Origin of the sequence: Bacteroides sp. AF25-38AC (assembly GCF_003602995.1) — a bacterium.
In the GTDB taxonomy this organism is placed as follows: domain Bacteria; phylum Bacteroidota; class Bacteroidia; order Bacteroidales; family Bacteroidaceae; genus Bacteroides; species Bacteroides uniformis.
Genome location: NZ_QTMD01000003.1, coordinates 165,098 through 182,575 on the forward strand (window position 1 = coordinate 165,098; position 17,478 = coordinate 182,575).

Below are 17,478 nucleotides of genomic sequence, written 5' to 3' on the forward strand. Positions count from 1 at the left end.
ACCTTTCGTATCTTCCCCTTTTCCCTTACAAAAAGACATATTCACTCGGCGAAACGCCCTTCATCTTCTTGAAAACCCGGTTGAAATAAGGAACATTGTTGAATCCCACCTGATAGCAGATTTCTGCTACGGATACCTTTTGTTGTTTCAGCAACCGGCAGGCAAGCTCAATGCGGTATTCATTGAGATAAGTGACGAAAGTCTTCCCCGAGACTTTCTTGAAAAAGATACAGAAAGAAGTGCGGTTCATCCCCACGTGGCGGGCAACGTCATCTAGCGTAATATCCCGCTTGGCGTTACAAACGACGTAGACTTGTATCCTATTCATTCGCTCCCGTTCCGGGTCCATCTTCTGATACTGCCCCACCACACTCTCTTCCTCGCTCCCGGCAAGAATAAGCAGCAGTTTTATCATCAGCGGGATGCGTTCAGCCCTCCCCAAAGGACGCATCTCCTCGAGGACGGAAGCAATAGCCGACGACTTTTCCTTCCCGAACTTCACGGCATCCCTTTTCCGTTTCAGCTTCTCCGTACATTCCTGCAGCTCAGGGAAAGCAACACAGCAGTTGTCAAGAAATTCCCGGCCGAAAGTTATCGTGATATTGGCAATATGCCCCTGCGCATCTGTCACATCATTCTCGAAATACCAGCAATGCGGTATCTCCGGAGGAACTATCACTACTTCCCCACTCCCGAAAGGTTCAGTACGGTCACCTATCAGCCGCATGCCTGAGCCTACGATGATATACGACAACTCCCACGTTGCCTGCTCATGCAGACCTATCTGCTCGCCGGGAGCCAGGCATACATCGTCGAAGGTAAAAGAAGTGTTTTCCGGCCGAGGCACTGCATTATCATTCATAATTTGGGTAAAATATCTCCCTGAAGGGGAGTAAATGCAAATATAAGACAATCCTAATAAACAATAAGAGAAATGCCCGGAGAAATTGCAGACTAACTTTGCCCGCGAAATAAAGTTATGCCGGGAATCCGGATTGTCTGAGGATATGTCAAAATACACACTCGCCACAGATTAACACCGATAAAAGTTCTTGATTATCAGAGCTCCTAAAATAATCTGTGTAATCTGTGGTGAGTCATGACACGTCCGCATTTTAGAAGAATATTAATCTAACAACAAACATAATTCCAATGAAGACAACAACTTATTTAGCATCCAAGCCGCGTTACGAAATACTGGACGGGCTTCGCGGCGTAGCCGCAATAATCGTGGTAGCTTTCCATCTTTTTGAAACCTATTCCGCAGGGCCTGCCCACCAGATTTTGAACCACGGCTACTTGGCCGTGGACTTCTTCTTCGTACTCTCCGGCTTCGTCATCGGTTATGCCTACGACGACCGCTGGGACCGTATGACAACGTGGGACTTCTTCAAGCGACGCTTGGTACGCCTGCACCCCATGGTGATTATGGGTACACTCCTCGGCGCCTCCCTATTCTACTTCAGTGCCTGCTCCGCCTTCCCGATGGTGATGCAAACACCGTGGTGGAACGTGCTGCTGATGACACTCCTGGGCTGCCTTATGTTCCCCACCCCCACTTCATGGGACATCCGGGGCTGGTGGGAAACAAACGCGTTGAACGGCCCCACCTGGTCGCTGATGTGGGAATATATTGCCAATGTGCTCTATGCCCTATTCATCCGCCGCTTCTCCAAACTGGCACTGGGCATATTCGTCGGACTCTCTGCCTGCCTTACGCTCGACGTCACGCTCAACATAGATACCTTTGGGCTTCTTTCATCGCGGGGAGAAGCCGCCTACACCCTCATCGGCGGCTGGAGCCTGACACCCGGCCAGCTCTATATAGGCATTTCACGCCTGCTCTATCCCTTCTTCATGGGTCTGCTGTTGTCTCGCATAGGCAAGCTGGTGAAGGTGAAGAGAGGATTCTACTGGTGTTCCCTGCTGGTGACTGTTATCCTCGTGATGCCGCGCATCGGAGGCGAGACCAGCCAATGGATGAACGGCGTCTACGAAGCCGTAAGCGTGCTCGCCCTCTTTCCGCTGATAGTGGCTATGGGAGCAGGCAGCAACGTCACGGGCAAGCGTTCCGTAGCCCTCTGCAAATTCCTGGGCGAACTATCCTATCCGCTGTACATCACACACTTCCCGCTGATATACATGCAGATAGCCTGGGCACGGAATAACCCCGACGCACCGGCAGGAATGCACTTGTTCATTGCCGTATCCGTCTTTGTACTCTCCATTGCCATTGCATACGCTTGCCTCAAACTGTATGACGAACCGGTACGCGAGTGGCTGAAACAACACTGGTTGATGAAGAAGAATACCAAAACATCCAAATGATTGTTGAACCCAAATACACACTACCATGAATAGAATAAAATCTTTCTTGTTGGCAAGCATGTTTCTCCTGCCAACAATGGCGCAGCAAGCAGCTGCTCCAGCTATTCCACAAGACAAAAAAATAGAGCAGAAAGTGGAAGCCCTACTGAAAAAAATGACCCTTGAAGAGAAAATAGGCCATGAGAGAAATCGGCATACCCTGCATCTATGGACTGGACCAAAATCACGGGACAACCTACACAATGGGTGGAACGCTCTTTCCTCAAAACATCAATGTGGCTGCTTCCTTCAACCGCAACCTGGTCCGTGAAGCCGCACGTATTACTGCCTATGAAACCAAAGCCGGCAGCTGCCCGTGGACTTATTCTCCCACCATCGACCTGGGACGCGATCCCCGCTGGCCACGCATATGGGAGAATTATGGCGAAGACTGCTACGTCAATGCAGAAATGGGGCGGGCTGCCGTACTCGGCTTCCAAGGAGAAGACCCGAACCATATCGGCAAACAAAATATTGCCGTATCACTAAAGCATTATATGGGCTACAGCGTCCCCTTCACCGGAAAAGACCGTACACCGGTATACATCTCGGCTCAAGACCTTCGTGAGAAACACTTTGCTCCTTTCCTGGCTTGTGTAAAAGCAGGAGCATTATCCGTCATGGCAAATTCGTGTTCTGTCAACGGATTGCCCGTACACGCCAATTACAAACTCTTGACCCAATGGCTGAAAGAAGAACTGAACTGGGATGGAGTACTTGTCACGGACTGGGCTGACATCAACAACCTCTGGCGCCGCGAAAAAGTGGCAGCCGACAAGAAAGAAGCCATCAAAATCGCCATCAACGCAGGTATCGACATGGCCATGGAACCTTATGAATGGGATTTCTGTACACTGCTGAAAGAACTTGTACACGAAGGCGAAGTACCCATAAGCCGCATTAATGACGCCACCCGGCGCGTGCTACGCATGAAATTCCGCCTGGGACTGTTTGACACCCCGACCTACGACACCAAGGATTTCCCCCTATTCGGCAGAAAAGAACATGCCACAACAGCCCTCCATGCTGCCGAAGAAACCATGGTACTGCTCAAGAATACGGATAACATCCTGCCACTGGCAAAAGGCAAGAGACTGCTCGTCACAGGACCGAATGCCAACTCCATGCGTTGTCTGAACGGAGGATGGTCTTATACTTGGCAAGGACACCTGACCAACCATTTTACTGATGAATACAATACTATCCTCGAAGCCCTTGCCAACCTGCTCAGCGGTGATGAAAACTTCAGTGGAAAGCTGCCCTTCACCTATCCGAAAGAAATCAACTCACTCATCAACTACAACTACAAGGTGAGCGAGGAAGTGGAAAAAATGGAAGGGGCCTACGACTATGACGCGGTTGTATCCGTGCAATGGGCTTTTGGATACGGACTAAGCTATACCTGCTTCAGCTATAGCAATCTGAAAGTAAACAAGGCAGACTTCACAGCCGATGACGAGCTTATCTTCACTGTGGACGTAAAAAATACAGGAAGCCGTGCCGGCAAAGAAAGTGTTCTCCTTTTCAACAGTGACCTCATAGCTTCAATGACCCCCGACAGCCGTCGCCTGCGAACTCCCAATCGGTAGTCTATATTGCCAGTCTCCCATTTACTACATTCCCTATTTAAGCAACAATTCCTGCAATACTGCATTTTAAATTCTTGCTTACTAAAACTTATTCGTCCGACAGCCGTTGAATTATCGTCCGACAGTTGTCGGACGAATCTGCAACAGCTGTCGGACGATAATTCAACAAGTATCGGACGAATAAATCTTAGCAAAGAAAAAGATAGATGGCTTACCGCTTGATTTATTTGTGAGTACCCGCGTACACAATCAGTACCTTCCCCAAAGAATCAAGTTGCCAATGAGTTCTCATGAGCTTGTCATTGCAACTTCAAGAATGGTAACGTATTTCCACCGGTAGACAATGGCAGCTTGCAGCACATCGTTGGGTTTCACGGACGACTGTATGTTGGTAAACGTAAAGCCACAGGTACTGAGACGCTCCTTCAGTAATGCCTCCACCTCCTTCTCCATCATCTACTCCACGCTCACTACCGGCCAGATTGACGATGATGCCGTCTGTCCCGAATCAATACCGGTCATTTTTGGAGAAAAGAAGGCCTCCCTTCAGCGCAAGTCCCTCGGTACGGGTAGTGCCGGATGCCGTGATACGGATGTCACTGTTTACCCAGAAACAGATGCGCAGAGCTGTAATATCACTGCCGATGAAATCTTCTGCTTTGCCGGCGCCTTTACTTCCTTCTCGCAAGATACTCGATGGCATAAACCGGCCAGCGGGGAACTTTGCGGATATTTGTACGGACAGCAGGAATGTCGCACAGCAGGAAGAGGGCGGCAAGGCCTAAAGCGAACCAGATAACATAGCCATAGACCTGCTTCATTGCCACCATCATCATGGAGTGCAGGAAGTCGTGGCCAACGTATTCGCCGAGGTTGAAGTGCGCCATATCCAAATGCGTGAGAGTGAGTTGCTGTCCGTAGCTCATCATGTTGTCGTTCATAAAGTGCGAGAAGATAGTGGTATAAATGCCATAACCTGCCGCTCCTGCCAGATACATGTGGAGGATGTTGAACACGAACAAGCCCATGAAGAACTGCTCAAGACTTGGCACCGATTCGTCTAAAGCCCACATCAATGTCGGGGCAAGGATGGCATACGCAAATCCTCGCAAAAAGATGGCAAAGCGGTACTGCTCGATGTTGACGTTTATGTCAAGCGTGAAGTACATCAGCATGCCATAGAGTGCGATACCAATGAAGGCAATGCCGAAGAGTTTCCACACCTTCCACTTCTTGACTTTCAGCCAATAGAGATCGAGCAGAATACCGAGGTACATGCCGGGAAGCGCCCACATATACTGCGACTCTTTGGTCAGCTCCTCCAGCCGGATGACTTCGCTGTAGAGTATCTCTTCCATCGTGTGTTCAGCACCGAAAGCGAGTTCGGCAAAGAAGGTGACGAGGAGGATGGGAACAACGTTGCGACGTGTAAAAAGACTAAGCTCGATGTAGGGGTAACGGTAGTAGCGCAGGCGGTAGAGCACAATGCCGGAAAGCACAATGGCAGCACCGAACAGAAGGCGTATGCGGAGGGTATCGAACCACATAAAATAGTCGCCGTACACCACAATGTACGACACCACGAGCATCAGTCCGCAGATGAGCAATGCTCCCTGAAAGTCGATGCCTTTGAGCGACAGACGCTGGGGCATGGGACAAAACGGACGGCAGAAGATGGCCTGCGTGAGCAATACGAACGACATAGTGCCGATGGTGAAGACGTGCATCATCTGCCATGTGAAATGATGACCGAACCAGGCGGCAAGCCATCCGCTACCCTCGATGGCGGTGAGCAGGATGATGTGAAGCACGGGGAAGAAAACGGCAAAATCGCGTCGGGGGGTAATCCAAAGCTGGATGTTGCTCATGCACTCGAACGTGCCCTGTATCTTAGCCATTCCGGCTATGAAGCACACTATCATGAGCACAGGCATCGACTGGCAATGCATCGTCAGCACATTGCATACGGCAAGAACGATGGCAGAACCGCAGAGCAACTGCTTGTTGGTGAAGCGGAACTTCATGCGGAAAAGCATCGGAAAATAGACAGCCATGCCCGCGAGGGTGGCATAAAGCAGAAAGAGCACGTCCTCGATCATGAAGTCGGTGGTGCCACGAATGCCATCCAGTGCACCAAGGTAGATGCCACCGCCGAACTGGAAGCAAAAGGCGGTCAGCACGTACAGCCACGGCTGTATCCGGCGAGGTACCCATCCCTTCATCATAGGCATGGAAAAGCCCATGCCGGGTGGAGGGCCACCGGCGCTCTTCATAAAGAATTCAGTCAATTGTCCCATTACTCCTCAACGATACATTCCACATTATAACCGCCCTTGAGCCTGGCAACATCAGCATTCTCATCGAGCTTGATGCGTACGGTGACGCGCTGTTCGACCTTCACAAAATTACCCGTGGCATTGTCGATGGGAATAAGTGAGAAGGCACTGCCGGTAGCATCAGAGATACGTTCCACCGTACCCGTATATTGTATACCGGGAACGGCATCGGCTGTAATCTCAGCCTTACCACCCACCTTGATGTGAGGCAACTGGCTTTCCTTGTAGTTTGCCTCAACCCAACGTTCACCATTGTCAACGATACTCACCAGTACCTGGCCCGGATTGACAAGCTGACCTACGTGAATATCCTTCGTGCCAACGGTACCGTTACAAGTGGCAATGATGTAGCAATAGGAGAGGTTGAGACGGGCGAGGTCGACGGCACGACGAGCCAGTTCGATGCCCTGCTCCGAAACGGAAAGGTGATGCCCCTGTTCGGCCACAACAGCCGACTGCATCTGACGTGAACGAACCGCCTGCTCGTAGGCTGCCTTGGCACTCAGATAGCCCGTATGTACTTTATCATATTGTTGTCGGGTAACAGCATCCTGACTGAGGAGCTTCTTGAAACGAGTATCCTCACGCATGGCATTCTCCATCTGTACACGTGCGGATTCGATGCCGGCTTCGGTAACGGTCATGCTTGTCTTGGTGGTAACGATGCTGCTTGCCGTTCCCTGCGAACCGTGTTCGGCACGGATAAGGTCGGTCTCGGCTTGGGCCAGTCGCAAGCGAAATTCGGCATCCTCGATGATGGCAAGCGTATCGCCTTTCTTTACTTGCTGGAAATCCGCGAACCGTACCTCACGGATGAAGCCTTGCACACGGCTGCTCTGAGGCACGACGTTCTGGCGTACACGGGCATTGTCGGTAAATTCTCCACCGCCGAAGTGCATAAACTGGCTCACCACATAAACGGCTCCACCCAAGAGGCAAAGCACGATGAGCGCATTGTATAAATAGATGTGTATCTTGTTCTTTTCCATTATTATAAAGTATTTGTTACGTATTTGAGTGTATAGAAATTATAAAGCATGCTGATGCGGGCATTGACCAGTGCCATTTCGGCAGAGAGTTTCATGTTGGAGGCATCGACCATGTCGGTAAGGAGTGCAAGGTCGTTCTGATAACGGTTCTGCACCACGGAGTAGTTCTGATTGGCAAGTTCCACCTGCTTCTGCTGTGTCTTCACCTCGGTGTAGGACGTAAGGAGGTTGGTGTAGTTTGCCTGTACAGCATTCTCCACACCCTCACGAGCCAAGGCGAGCGCTTCCCTCGACTGCCGATGCTCTGTACGTGCCTTGCGGATATGGTGTTTGTTCTTCCAAAGACTGCCAAGATTAAACTTTACGCCTATCCCGACAAACCACACGTTTACATTGCAATCCTTCGGGATGAGGTCTTGTGTATAAGGACCAAAGAGATGATTCTCTGCCACGACAGCCACCGAAGGCAATGACTCCGCCTTTGCCTGCTTCACCTTCTGCTCTGCCAGATTTGTGGCAACCGTTGCCTGGCGGATACCAAGATTGTTGTCCGTTGCCGTCTGCTGCCATGTGTCTTGAACGGCGATTGCCGAGAGTGCGTCTATTTCTGTATTGAGCTCATTCTTATCGGGAACTATAACCGTCTGCTCCGGTAAATGAAGCGTTGTAACCAGTTGATGGTTGATGATGGTAGAGGCATCGGTGAGCTTTGCCAGTGTGAGTTCAAGACTCTGCAACTGGAATTCATAGCGAGTGATGTCGTTCTGCAAAACAGTACCCTGCTCACGGCGGGCTTTCATTTGGTCAATCTCCTTCTGCGTAAGTGCGATATTCTGACGCACCACTTCTATCTGATTGCCTAACTTGTAGAGGTCAAGATAGTAACCCGTCAACAAGAAGCGCACCTCCTGGCGGTTCTTCTCCACATCGAGTTCTGCCATTTTTTCGCCCAATTCTGCCATGCGGATGCCCGAACGGATAGCGCCACCGGCATACACAACCTGCGACACCTGAGCCGTGAAACTATTTCCCCAATGGGGGGTGTCCTGCTTACCGTTTGCCACGGGAATAGCTCCCATACCCGGCACGATGTAATCGGTCGTTCCACCGGTCGAAAAACCTCGCGACAGCATGAAGGCATTGCCCGTATAACTGCCTTGAAGGCTCAAATCCACACTGGGCAGCAAAGCCGATTTGGCTGCTGCCACCCCTTCGCTGGCTGCCTGCAAAGCCACCTCACTCACCCTCACCTTCTGACTCTGTTGGTCAGCAAGATTGTAAAGTGCCGTGAGTGTCATCGCCTGCATAGCCTTGTCTTGTGCATATATAGGCACAAGACAAGGCTCTCCGGCCATCAGAGCGACAGCCAGAGCAGAATAAACCATAAGTTTGTTCATGAAATAAAAATAGATGTATTGTTGTTCATTATTTTTTCCTCTAACCGTTAACTATAAGCCGTTAACCTCTGTTCATTCCCTCGGAAATACTAATAATGAACCATAAGAGTCCGGACAGCACAACATCTGCCACAATGCGCTACAAACGGCCTCATCAGGGAATATAAAAAAGATGAGAACCGAATTTCGAGCACTATTGATTAAGAAATCCGGTGCAAAAGTACAAATAAAAAGTCGAAATAGGGTTAAAAAAAGTCGGTAAGTATCAAAAATTAATGTTTGAAAAGCATGGTATCATCCTTTTTCTTATTGACAATTTTGGCGTTTCAATGTTGCAATGCGTAATGCCACTCCAAACGCCTTTTAAATGGGTATTTCTCCGGCACCGAGGAACACCCTCTCCGACACCGGGGAACTCTGCCTTCCCTGGTGCCGGAAAACAAAAAAACGCATTGCCTATATAATTACAGAAAATCAGTTTATTCAAATCTGTTCTTATTTCTCTGCCAATAGCTGCACAGATTCATCCGTCATGTGATGGTCTGCTGTCAAGCTCCAGTCATTGTTCTTTTCGTCCCATTCGTAACTGAGGTAGCGCAAGACACTGCTGTCGGTCTGCCGATAGACGGCTTTCTGCTTGATGTCGGTGTAGGCATTGCTTTGCTCGTTCCAGAGGGCGTATTCCACAGTGACGTCGTCCGTATAGAAGAAGTTAAGACTGTGGTGCTTCTCAAAGCTTTGCGTGGATTCGTTCCATTTCAGCACTTCTTTTTGGGAGATGCGACCGGAGTTGTCGTAAATGTAATTGTACTTCAGGTGGCGGTGCAGGAATTTCTGATTCTCCACTTTGAATACGGTTTGTGTTTCCACACGGCCGTCGTTGGTTTCGGTATTATAGGCAAAGTTGTCTGTACGGTTAACGGCTGCTGCGCTTACTACGTTTACTAAAGAGGTCATTGCGATGATTGCTGAAATTACTAAAGTCTTCATAATGGTTCTATTTTTTAAGTTATACATTTTGTTTCAAGTTCTTGTCTTTGGGGGAGTTGTTCCCTTTCGACATTGCAAAGATAGGAGGTGGTAAAAAGCTTTTAGGTTATCGTTACGTTAATGTTAGGTTAACGGAGATATTTATTACTTTTGCGCCCAAAACAAGAACAAAATGAAAACACGTTTCCTCTTATATCTTTCCTTTTCCAATCTATCGGAGACGTAACTGGATAGGCATACAGCAGACTGTCACCACATCTACTATTGAGAAGTACCATCTTTCTTCTATGTCGTCCCAAACGGTTCGGACTTTCTTCGCTTCGAAAAGCTTGATGGCATTATGCTGGGGCATGATATTATGTTTTCAATTCTTTGTTTTAAGCTCTTTGATTGGGTCCTCGCTATGTGACAGAAACAATGCTCTTTCTTCAATTTAATCATAATTTCTGTTTTATTGCATCAGTTGACATAGTCTGTTTTCTTAGGTATAGTACAAAATATATGATTATTTTGACTTAAAACAAATCGCAGTCAATAAATCACTGCACATCATATGACAATAGGGAATAGCCTGCACCACAGCCCATCCCCTATCACCTTAATTCTACTTGTGTGACTTCCTCTTACTTCACCACACCGTCCGTCATCGTAAAGCCTTCCAGAGAGCCGGCTTTCACCTGAATACAAATCATACTGATGGCGCTGTCTGCCGCAGCCGACAATTGGCGTTCTCCTGCCGGAGCCACGCGAAGCCAGTCACCCGCCTGCAGTTCTACGGTTTCTCCGTCAACCACCATGGTGCCGCGTCCGGAGAGGACGGCATAAATTTCTTCATTTTGCTTGTGCGAATGCACAAAAGGTACTCCTGCACCAGCCGGCAAATTGCTGATAGATACTTCTGCACCAGTCAGATTCAATGAATCGTGCAACTCGACACGTGCCTCGCCTGCGGGCACATTTACTTTCTGATAGTTCTTCATAATCACTTCTCCTTAGTATGTTTTGATTTACGGCTGCAAAGTTAGCCAACTACCAGACATCGTACAAGAAGGCACTTGAAGCTCAGTTAGTTACCTCCATGTTACCATTATTGGCAAATAAGGAGTTAGAAAAATAAGATTAACAAAAATTATTACTATTTTTGCCGAAAAAGCAAATATCGACTAAACTCTATAAAACATGAAGATTCTGAAAAAAATTTCAAAAGTAATAGTCATCGTAATGGCTGTACTGGCAACCATTTGGTGTGGTTTGTATGTTTATGCCAACTATTTCTATAATGACAAGCAGATTGATGTAGAAAACTTCTACATCGCGGAACTACCGTTAACCCCCTCGCAGTTTGAAGAAGATTTCAAAGAAATACACCAGATTGTCATGGAGAATTATTCATTATACCAAGCCAAGCATCTGAATATGGATTCATTGTATCAAGCTTGTGACGCCCGCGTTCGCCAGGCGCAGACCACCACAGACTACGGACTGATAGTGCAGGAATACATCTCTGCCTTACAATGCGCCCACGCCATTACCTGCTACAAGAGGTACACAGCCAATCAGCGCGTAGCCTTTATAGAGGATTCCTTGTTCGTTGACAAACCCAGTGACTATCTGACAGAATACGGCTTCCAGGACAAAGACCGGATTATAGCTATCAACGGACTCCCCTATAAACAATGGATTGAACAGAACGAAAAATATACCGAAGCATCTACCGTCCCCCACAGACGGCTCCGTACAGCCTATGATGCGTTCCGTAGTTATGCAGACACCCTAAGAAACTATACACTACTGAGAGGGGGCGATACTCTGACCATCACCCTTCCCTTGAAACAAAGGGACTATTTTCCGGATAGCGAAGAACAAACGGTGGAGAGCAGGATATTACAAGACAGCATTGGTTACCTTACCATCAAAACCATGATGAATCCCGTCATGGAAGATTTCAAGGCGGTCTATCCCAAAGTCAAGGATTTACCATACCTCATTATAGACGTACGTAGAAACGGAGGAGGAAACAGCATGAATGGAGTAGACATCTGCAAGTACTTCATCCGCGAAGCACAACCACACTGCGTCAGCAAGAACTACATCATGCAGCCCGAAACCGACGCCTATAAAGGTAAAATCTATCTGCTGACCGACACATATACGCTCTCTGCTGCCGAGAGCTTCACACTCGACATGAAGGAAAGCGGAAATGTCACCCTCATCGGCGAAGCTACCGGAGGGGATACCGGCAATGGCCCCCGTCCTTTCTGTACCAAACAGCGGACCTATTTCCGTATCCCTACCCGCCAGCCGGACGTCTCTTCTAAAGGTTTCCCCATGGAAGGTATAGGCATACCGCCCCATCATCAAGTATCCCAAACCGTAGCAGATTTCATGAAGGATGAAGATACAGTGCTGAATTATGCTGTCGGACTGATAACAGAGAAACAATAATACATTTCCTCAACGAAAAAGAGCCAAGTATCAAAGGTGTGTCACCTCACGATACTTGGCTCTTTTGTATTTGATATATTATCCTTTATTTGGTACTTGCCAACATCAAAGCCGCATTGCTGTCATTCAGTTCGTAAACGGTAGTTTGCGTATAGCTGTCGTAACCATTAGTTCTACTGTTCCAACGGGCATAGTTCAACTCAACTTCACTGTCAGTGTATTCAACATCCAGCTTGAAATAAGGCACCCAGGCTTCCTTTACGCTATCCCACTTGAAAGCTTCCTTGCTCGTCACACGGTTCTCACTGTCATAAGTGTAAGTGTAGCGGAGGTGACGGAAAAGGTGTCCGTCCTCATTGCGGAAGATAGTCTTGGCGGTCATCAGTTCGCCGGTCATCTCCTCGTTTTTCACATAATCGGCAGGAGTTGCCGCACTTGCAGAAAAGTTCATTACACTTGCCATTACCACTGCCATCATTACCACTGCTTTTGAAAATACTGTTGCTTTCATAATCGTTATTTTTTATTGTTATTACTTCTTTCTCTGAGGAGGTTGTTGTTTCGTAACCGCCTTCGCCTATATATAGTCAATCTGCGTGCCAAAGAATTAAATCACTGATTATCAAAGAATAACTATTTTATAGTAATGTCCATTTTCGGACAACTGTCCGCACAAAAACGAACAGCAAAACAAAAAATAAACGAAATATCATGAAAGTATTTCTACATTAGCAATAATATTATGTAACAGTAGTAAACTGTTTGATGATTGTCCCTACAAAAAGCTGATTTATACTTATCTTATCTCAATGGCGGCATCTGAAAACGTGGTGGGGCAATAGTCGCTCCGCCACTGCCCCCTCTATTATCAAAGACGGTGTTACGCAGAATCTCATACAAGATTCCACCTACATCCAGACTTAATTTAAACTTGTCGAAATTATAATAGGGAATCACAACGGGAACCGTCTCCCAACGACCGCGATAAGCATCGTAATAACGTTGTACTCCAACTTCCATACCAAAACGTTCGGACATATCCAGAGACATGGTGGCACCGTAGCGGTGGGTATCCATCCCGTAAGTATTTCCTATGGCATACGAACCGAAAACCTTAAAAGCTACACGGTCCGAAGCCTGATACCGCAAAGCTCCCGAAGTATTGAAAGCCTGCCCGGTGGAATGAATCATATTTATCTTCATGGCATCTACGCCAAGCTGGAGCGTCAGCCTTTGGTTAAAGGCATGCTGATATCCCAGGGAAGCATTGTTGAAACGTCCGATACCCGATACGCTGGTCTGCCCACCGGAACCGAATAACATACCGTGAGGAAACTGTCTTAATACACCGCTTGTACTGTAATCTCCCCGAAATAGCAGGGAAGGATTGGTCTGATAAGGCAGACGAAGAGACTCTTTCAGTGAAAAATCGGGCAGGGAATAGGAGTGCTCCGGATGAAACATGGAAGAAGGGGCAGAGTTTTCAGAAGGAAGCTCAAAAGGAGAGAATAGAGATTCATTGAATTCCGGCTGTATCTGTATACTGTCACGAATGAAACGTACACTGTCTTCCTGCGCAAAAAGCAATTGCGGCACAAAAGCCAACAGCAGGCAGATTCCCAAACGACCACCAAGACAAGAGATACTGACTTTCCGTTTTATACGCATATACCCTCCTTCTTTATATTCATATAATACTGCTATACAAAAATAACGAAAATAAACCAGAAGAACAGTACATGTACTGCTAAATTATTGCAATATAGAAGGATACATTATTAATTTTCTATCAGTATCAATCCTACTCCTTTCACTGTTTTAATGGTTACCGACTCGTCTTCCGAAAGAAATTTCCGAAGTCTCGTCACAAATACATCCAGGCTGCGGGAAGCAAAGTAATCATCTTCCGTATTCCAGAATTTATCCAAGATAGCTTCCCGGCGGATAACGTCTCCCCGCTTCTCACAAAGCATCTGCAACAAACCTGTCTCGCGCACAGTCAAAGTCTTGTTTACACCCGAAGCATGTTTCAAAGTGGCATGTGTGGCATCCAACACATATTCCTTGCCTATCTTGTAGCATTGACTCGTGTCTTTCGATTTTTTGCCTTTGGAAAGCTTCAATAAGGCGTGGACATGTGCATCCAGTTCTTCGGGAATGAACGGTTTCTTTATATAGTTATTGGCACCGATTTCATAACCTTTTACCACATCTTTAGGAGATATCAGGGCAGAGGAGAACAGAATCGGAGTTTCCCCATCTGTCTCGCGGATACGCTTCACCATCTCGTAACCGTTCATAACGGGCATTTCTATATCAGATACTATCACATCAGGATGTTGTTCTTTCCACTGTTTCAAGCCCTCCTCGCCATTGGCGGCAGTAATCACTTCATAACCGCCTATCATATCTTCCAACCCTCCCTGAACTATATATCTCAAGCTTGCATCGTCTTCTACCAACAATAACTTTATCATAATGCGTTTATTATATATTGCAAAAATAAGGAAAAGAATGAATGCAACAGTCATATTGCTATAAAATAAACGAGGAAAACAACGCCTCTTAACCTAATATTAACGTAGCGATAACTTATGAAGCATGTGCCCCACTCTACCTTTGCAACATCAATACAAAAAATCCACACTATGAAAGCAGATATTTCAATAACAAAAAGCCGAAAAGGGACAGAGATAGTAGTTTCGGGCAAGAGGATTAATAAATACGGCATCATAGCTGCCATAGTATTTGCAGTACCAATGCTGATTCTGTTTCAGTCGATACATGGAGAAACAACCAGCCATCTATCGCTGGTCAGATTCTTCATGTGTATATTGGCAGCTGTCCTGGTAAATCTATTCCTACATAAACTGTTGTTCAGATTGTTTTCGCCGATACGCATGTGGCAATATCGCACCACATGCCTGCTGCCCTTCCTGCTACTGGGTATATTGCCCCTTATATATGGTATGACAAGTGGCAATTATGATGTCACACGATTTGGAATATTACTGGCTGTCATGAGTTTCGACGACCTTTACATCCTCTGGCAATTACGCTCATTCGGCGGAGACTCCTATATTACTGACAAATCAGAAGGATTGAATCTCCACGTGTGGTAAATTTATACAGTCTCAATAGGAAAGTAGAGTGTAAATTCACTGAAGCACCCCTCTTCACTTTCCACTTCTACCCTGCCGCCATGTGCCAGCATCACCTGCTGTACATAATTCAGGCCCAGACCAAAACCTGCAGCACCGCCCCTTCCACTTCGCCCGACTGCTGCAGAACGTTCAAAACGGTTGAAGATAAGAGACTGGTCTTTTAAGGGAATACCCAATCCGTTGTCACACACCTTTATCTTGCAGAAGCCTTTCTCCGATTCGCAAATAATATCTATCTTTACCTCTTCATGGGAATATTTAATGGCATTGTCCAGCAGATTGCCCAACACTTCACGCAAACAGAAGGCATCGGCATACACCATTTCACAACGATGATAAACGGTCGTAAATTCTACCCTTTTGCTGGTTTTCAGAGAAATTTTGGCAATCATATCATCAAGTAAAGGCCGCAAAGGCACCTCTTCCTGATGGAGTTCCAAATGTCCCTCATCCAGCTTGGTAAGTACCAGTACACGATTGGAAAGGGTAAGCAGATGCTCACACTCTTCCATCATCGCCTGCCGGTATTTCTCTTCTTTTCCGGGCTTACCGGACAATTTGCCGCTATTCAGAATATGAGCTCCCATCAGGATGGAACTCAGAGGAGACTTCATGTCGTGTATCATAGCATAAGTAAAATCCTTCTGGAATTGCTCCAAATGCCGCTGTGTACGCAAAACTTTCACCTGGCCGAGAATACAGTCCAACACCACCAAAAACATCACCCAAAGAGGCAGAAACAGATACCATACGGAACTTATGACGTAGCGATACGGATTCTTCACCACACCTTGTATACAAAGGATGCTGTCCTCCTTCAACGGTATAAACCGGGAAGAAATATCCTGATATTTTGCCGAGGCATATCCTGCTTCCACCACTGTACTATCGGAGGGAGCGTAGTACTGGCGGATACCACTCTTATAGGTCATTCCCAAGGCTTCCAACCTGGAAGCAAAAGCAGAATCGAGGTACTGCACGGAGAGAGGAAATTCCATTCCGCTTTCATTGATGCTGCGCTGCATAATCAAAGCAGAGCGTAGTCGATAATTCAAATCGACCGGATTGTACATATGTACCACTCCAAAGCGGTTCACCTTATACTTCGACTGCTCTTTCTCCAGAAATTCCCTTTGCTCCTTTGCAAAAGGCGATTCAACACTCTCTTCCCATTCATCCTTTCCATCCCTATCAGTCTGTTCGTAGAGCAAAGAAAGGCGGCGTTTCAAGACCTCGTCATAAAAAGCCGCTTCAAAACAATCATTTACCTGATAGGCAGTTTCTTTGAAAGAAGCACGGTACAAATAGACAAACCAGACTACCATCAGCAGACAGCCGGCAATCAACCCGACAATCGAAAAGACTTTAAAAGAATATTGCTTGCGCACCTGCCGCTGCCGTTCGCTTTGCTTAGCTCCCGTAAGCGTATGTTCTGTCATGTCCAGCAAATGTTGCCCCGAGGCTTCTATATCTGCCCACCGGCTCTCCGATATCTGACTACGTACCTCACCTATCGGCAACCTCATCTTCTCTGCCAGCACATAAAAAGCAGACCGCTGCTTCTCAATATCATTACCTTGTTTAAGTATGGAATCCATTTGCCTGGCCCAACTGTACACCAGAAAAACAACCAAGAGAAGCGTAGGAAGGAACAAAAAGACTATATCCTTGACAAGCGGTATAAAAGGAGAAAACATGACGGCTTCAATGGCCTCTCCTTTCTTCTCATTCAACCAGGCTTTTTCCGAAAGAACAGACTTGAACCGTACATATACCGAACGCTTGCTTCTGTCCGTCGCAGGACGGATATTTACAGTCCGGTCTATATTTTTCCATTTCAGTTTCTTCTCTACCAACCTCGCCATCACATCTAATGGAATGGCGACATGATATACATCTTCGAGAAAGGAAGCTGCCTGCTGATAGTTTAAAAACATCTCATCTTCGAAAGACCTGATACTGTCTTTGGATAGATACGAGTAAAAAGGGATAGTCATGTCAGGAAACGGTAAATTATTAATCTCGTTGTCCACCGTTTCGATAAAAGCCAGACGAAAACATTCGTTCAGTGCGCGTTCTGCCTCTTTCTTGGTATTGTCGTAAGCATACATCATACCACCAATCTGCACCACAATTACCAGTAGCAGCCCTACAATAGAAAGGATATAGAGTGAACGAAGTTTCATCTTACCTATTATTTT

General features: G+C 46.9%; 16 protein-coding genes and 1 pseudogene. 4 read left to right on the forward strand and 13 right to left on the reverse strand.

Annotated elements, in window-relative coordinates; genetic code table 11:
• Positions 1-25: 25 nt before the first annotated feature.
• Positions 26-862, reverse strand: coding sequence for an AraC family transcriptional regulator (locus DWY55_RS03465; RefSeq protein WP_227212800.1), 837 nt, complete (start codon positions 860-862; stop codon positions 26-28).
• Positions 863-1,152: 290 nt separating this feature from the next.
• Here DWY55_RS03465 and DWY55_RS03470 point away from each other — a divergent pair, with 290 nt between their 5' ends.
• A complete protein-coding gene (locus tag DWY55_RS03470) occupies positions 1,153-2,328 on the forward strand; it encodes an acyltransferase family protein (protein WP_057087309.1) in 1,176 nt (391 codons plus the stop codon).
• Positions 2,329-2,353: 25 nt separating this feature from the next.
• Positions 2,354-3,941 (forward strand): annotated as a pseudogene (locus DWY55_RS03475) (glycoside hydrolase family 3 N-terminal domain-containing protein); the annotation flags it as partial.
• 303 nt (positions 3,942-4,244) lie between these two features.
• On the opposite strand, the gene DWY55_RS03480 reads toward DWY55_RS03475, so the two are convergent.
• The 8 genes from DWY55_RS03480 to DWY55_RS03510 form a co-directional block, all read right to left on the reverse strand.
• On the reverse strand, positions 4,245-4,412 hold the full coding sequence (locus tag DWY55_RS03480; protein WP_229068279.1) for a hypothetical protein: 168 nt from the start codon (positions 4,410-4,412) through the stop codon (positions 4,245-4,247).
• Positions 4,413-4,464: 52 nt separating this feature from the next.
• Complete coding sequence (locus DWY55_RS03485) at positions 4,465-4,644, reverse strand: hypothetical protein (protein ID WP_087332804.1); 180 nt, start codon at positions 4,642-4,644, stop codon at positions 4,465-4,467.
• Positions 4,628-6,253: a hypothetical protein gene (locus tag DWY55_RS03490; protein ID WP_120178017.1), complete on the reverse strand. Its 1,626-nt coding sequence runs from the start codon at positions 6,251-6,253 to the stop codon at positions 4,628-4,630. Before DWY55_RS03490 ends, DWY55_RS03485 begins: the two co-directional genes overlap by 17 nt.
• Complete coding sequence (locus DWY55_RS03495) at positions 6,253-7,281, reverse strand: HlyD family secretion protein (protein ID WP_057087304.1); 1,029 nt, start codon at positions 7,279-7,281, stop codon at positions 6,253-6,255. The genes DWY55_RS03490 and DWY55_RS03495 overlap by 1 nt, the downstream gene beginning before the upstream one ends.
• Positions 7,282-7,283: 2 nt before the next feature.
• Positions 7,284-8,666, reverse strand: coding sequence for a TolC family protein (locus tag DWY55_RS03500; RefSeq protein WP_243633633.1), 1,383 nt, complete (start codon positions 8,664-8,666; stop codon positions 7,284-7,286).
• Between the two features lie 507 nt (positions 8,667-9,173).
• A complete protein-coding gene (locus tag DWY55_RS03505; protein WP_005824811.1) occupies positions 9,174-9,695 on the reverse strand; it encodes a DUF3836 domain-containing protein in 522 nt (173 codons plus the stop codon).
• A gap of 184 nt (positions 9,696-9,879) precedes the next feature.
• Positions 9,880-10,020, reverse strand: coding sequence for a hypothetical protein (locus DWY55_RS21940; protein ID WP_165852974.1), 141 nt, complete (start codon positions 10,018-10,020; stop codon positions 9,880-9,882).
• Positions 10,021-10,291: 271 nt separating this feature from the next.
• Positions 10,292-10,648, reverse strand: a complete 357-nt coding sequence (locus DWY55_RS03510) for a cupin domain-containing protein (RefSeq protein ID WP_117887582.1) — start codon at positions 10,646-10,648, stop codon at positions 10,292-10,294.
• A gap of 199 nt (positions 10,649-10,847) precedes the next feature.
• Here DWY55_RS03510 and DWY55_RS03515 point away from each other — a divergent pair, with 199 nt between their 5' ends.
• Positions 10,848-12,113, forward strand: a complete 1,266-nt coding sequence (locus DWY55_RS03515; protein ID WP_057256608.1) for a S41 family peptidase — start codon at positions 10,848-10,850, stop codon at positions 12,111-12,113.
• An 85-nt stretch (positions 12,114-12,198) separates the two neighbouring features.
• On the opposite strand, the gene DWY55_RS03520 is transcribed toward DWY55_RS03515, so the two are convergent.
• The 3 genes from DWY55_RS03520 to DWY55_RS03530 form a co-directional block, all read right to left on the reverse strand.
• Positions 12,199-12,624 carry a DUF3836 domain-containing protein gene (locus DWY55_RS03520; protein WP_008662201.1) on the reverse strand — a complete coding sequence of 142 codons (426 nt, stop codon included), beginning with the start codon at positions 12,622-12,624 and terminating at the stop codon, positions 12,199-12,201.
• Between the two features lie 290 nt (positions 12,625-12,914).
• Complete coding sequence (locus tag DWY55_RS03525) at positions 12,915-13,781, reverse strand: hypothetical protein (protein ID WP_022400917.1); 867 nt, start codon at positions 13,779-13,781, stop codon at positions 12,915-12,917.
• A gap of 110 nt (positions 13,782-13,891) precedes the next feature.
• Positions 13,892-14,590 (reverse strand): response regulator transcription factor, encoded by a 699-nt coding sequence (locus DWY55_RS03530; protein ID WP_034532712.1) that lies wholly within the window; start codon positions 14,588-14,590, stop codon positions 13,892-13,894.
• Positions 14,591-14,761: 171 nt separating this feature from the next.
• On the opposite strand from DWY55_RS03530, the gene DWY55_RS03535 reads away from it, so the two are divergent.
• Complete coding sequence (locus DWY55_RS03535; protein WP_008662204.1) at positions 14,762-15,235, forward strand: metalloprotease family protein; 474 nt, start codon at positions 14,762-14,764, stop codon at positions 15,233-15,235.
• 2 nt (positions 15,236-15,237) lie between these two features.
• On the opposite strand, the gene DWY55_RS03540 is transcribed toward DWY55_RS03535, so the two are convergent.
• The gene (locus DWY55_RS03540; protein ID WP_057259000.1) at positions 15,238-17,463 is read right to left on the reverse strand and encodes a sensor histidine kinase; all 2,226 of its coding nucleotides are present in this window, start codon (positions 17,461-17,463) and stop codon (positions 15,238-15,240) included.
• Positions 17,464-17,478: the final 15 nt, after the last annotated feature.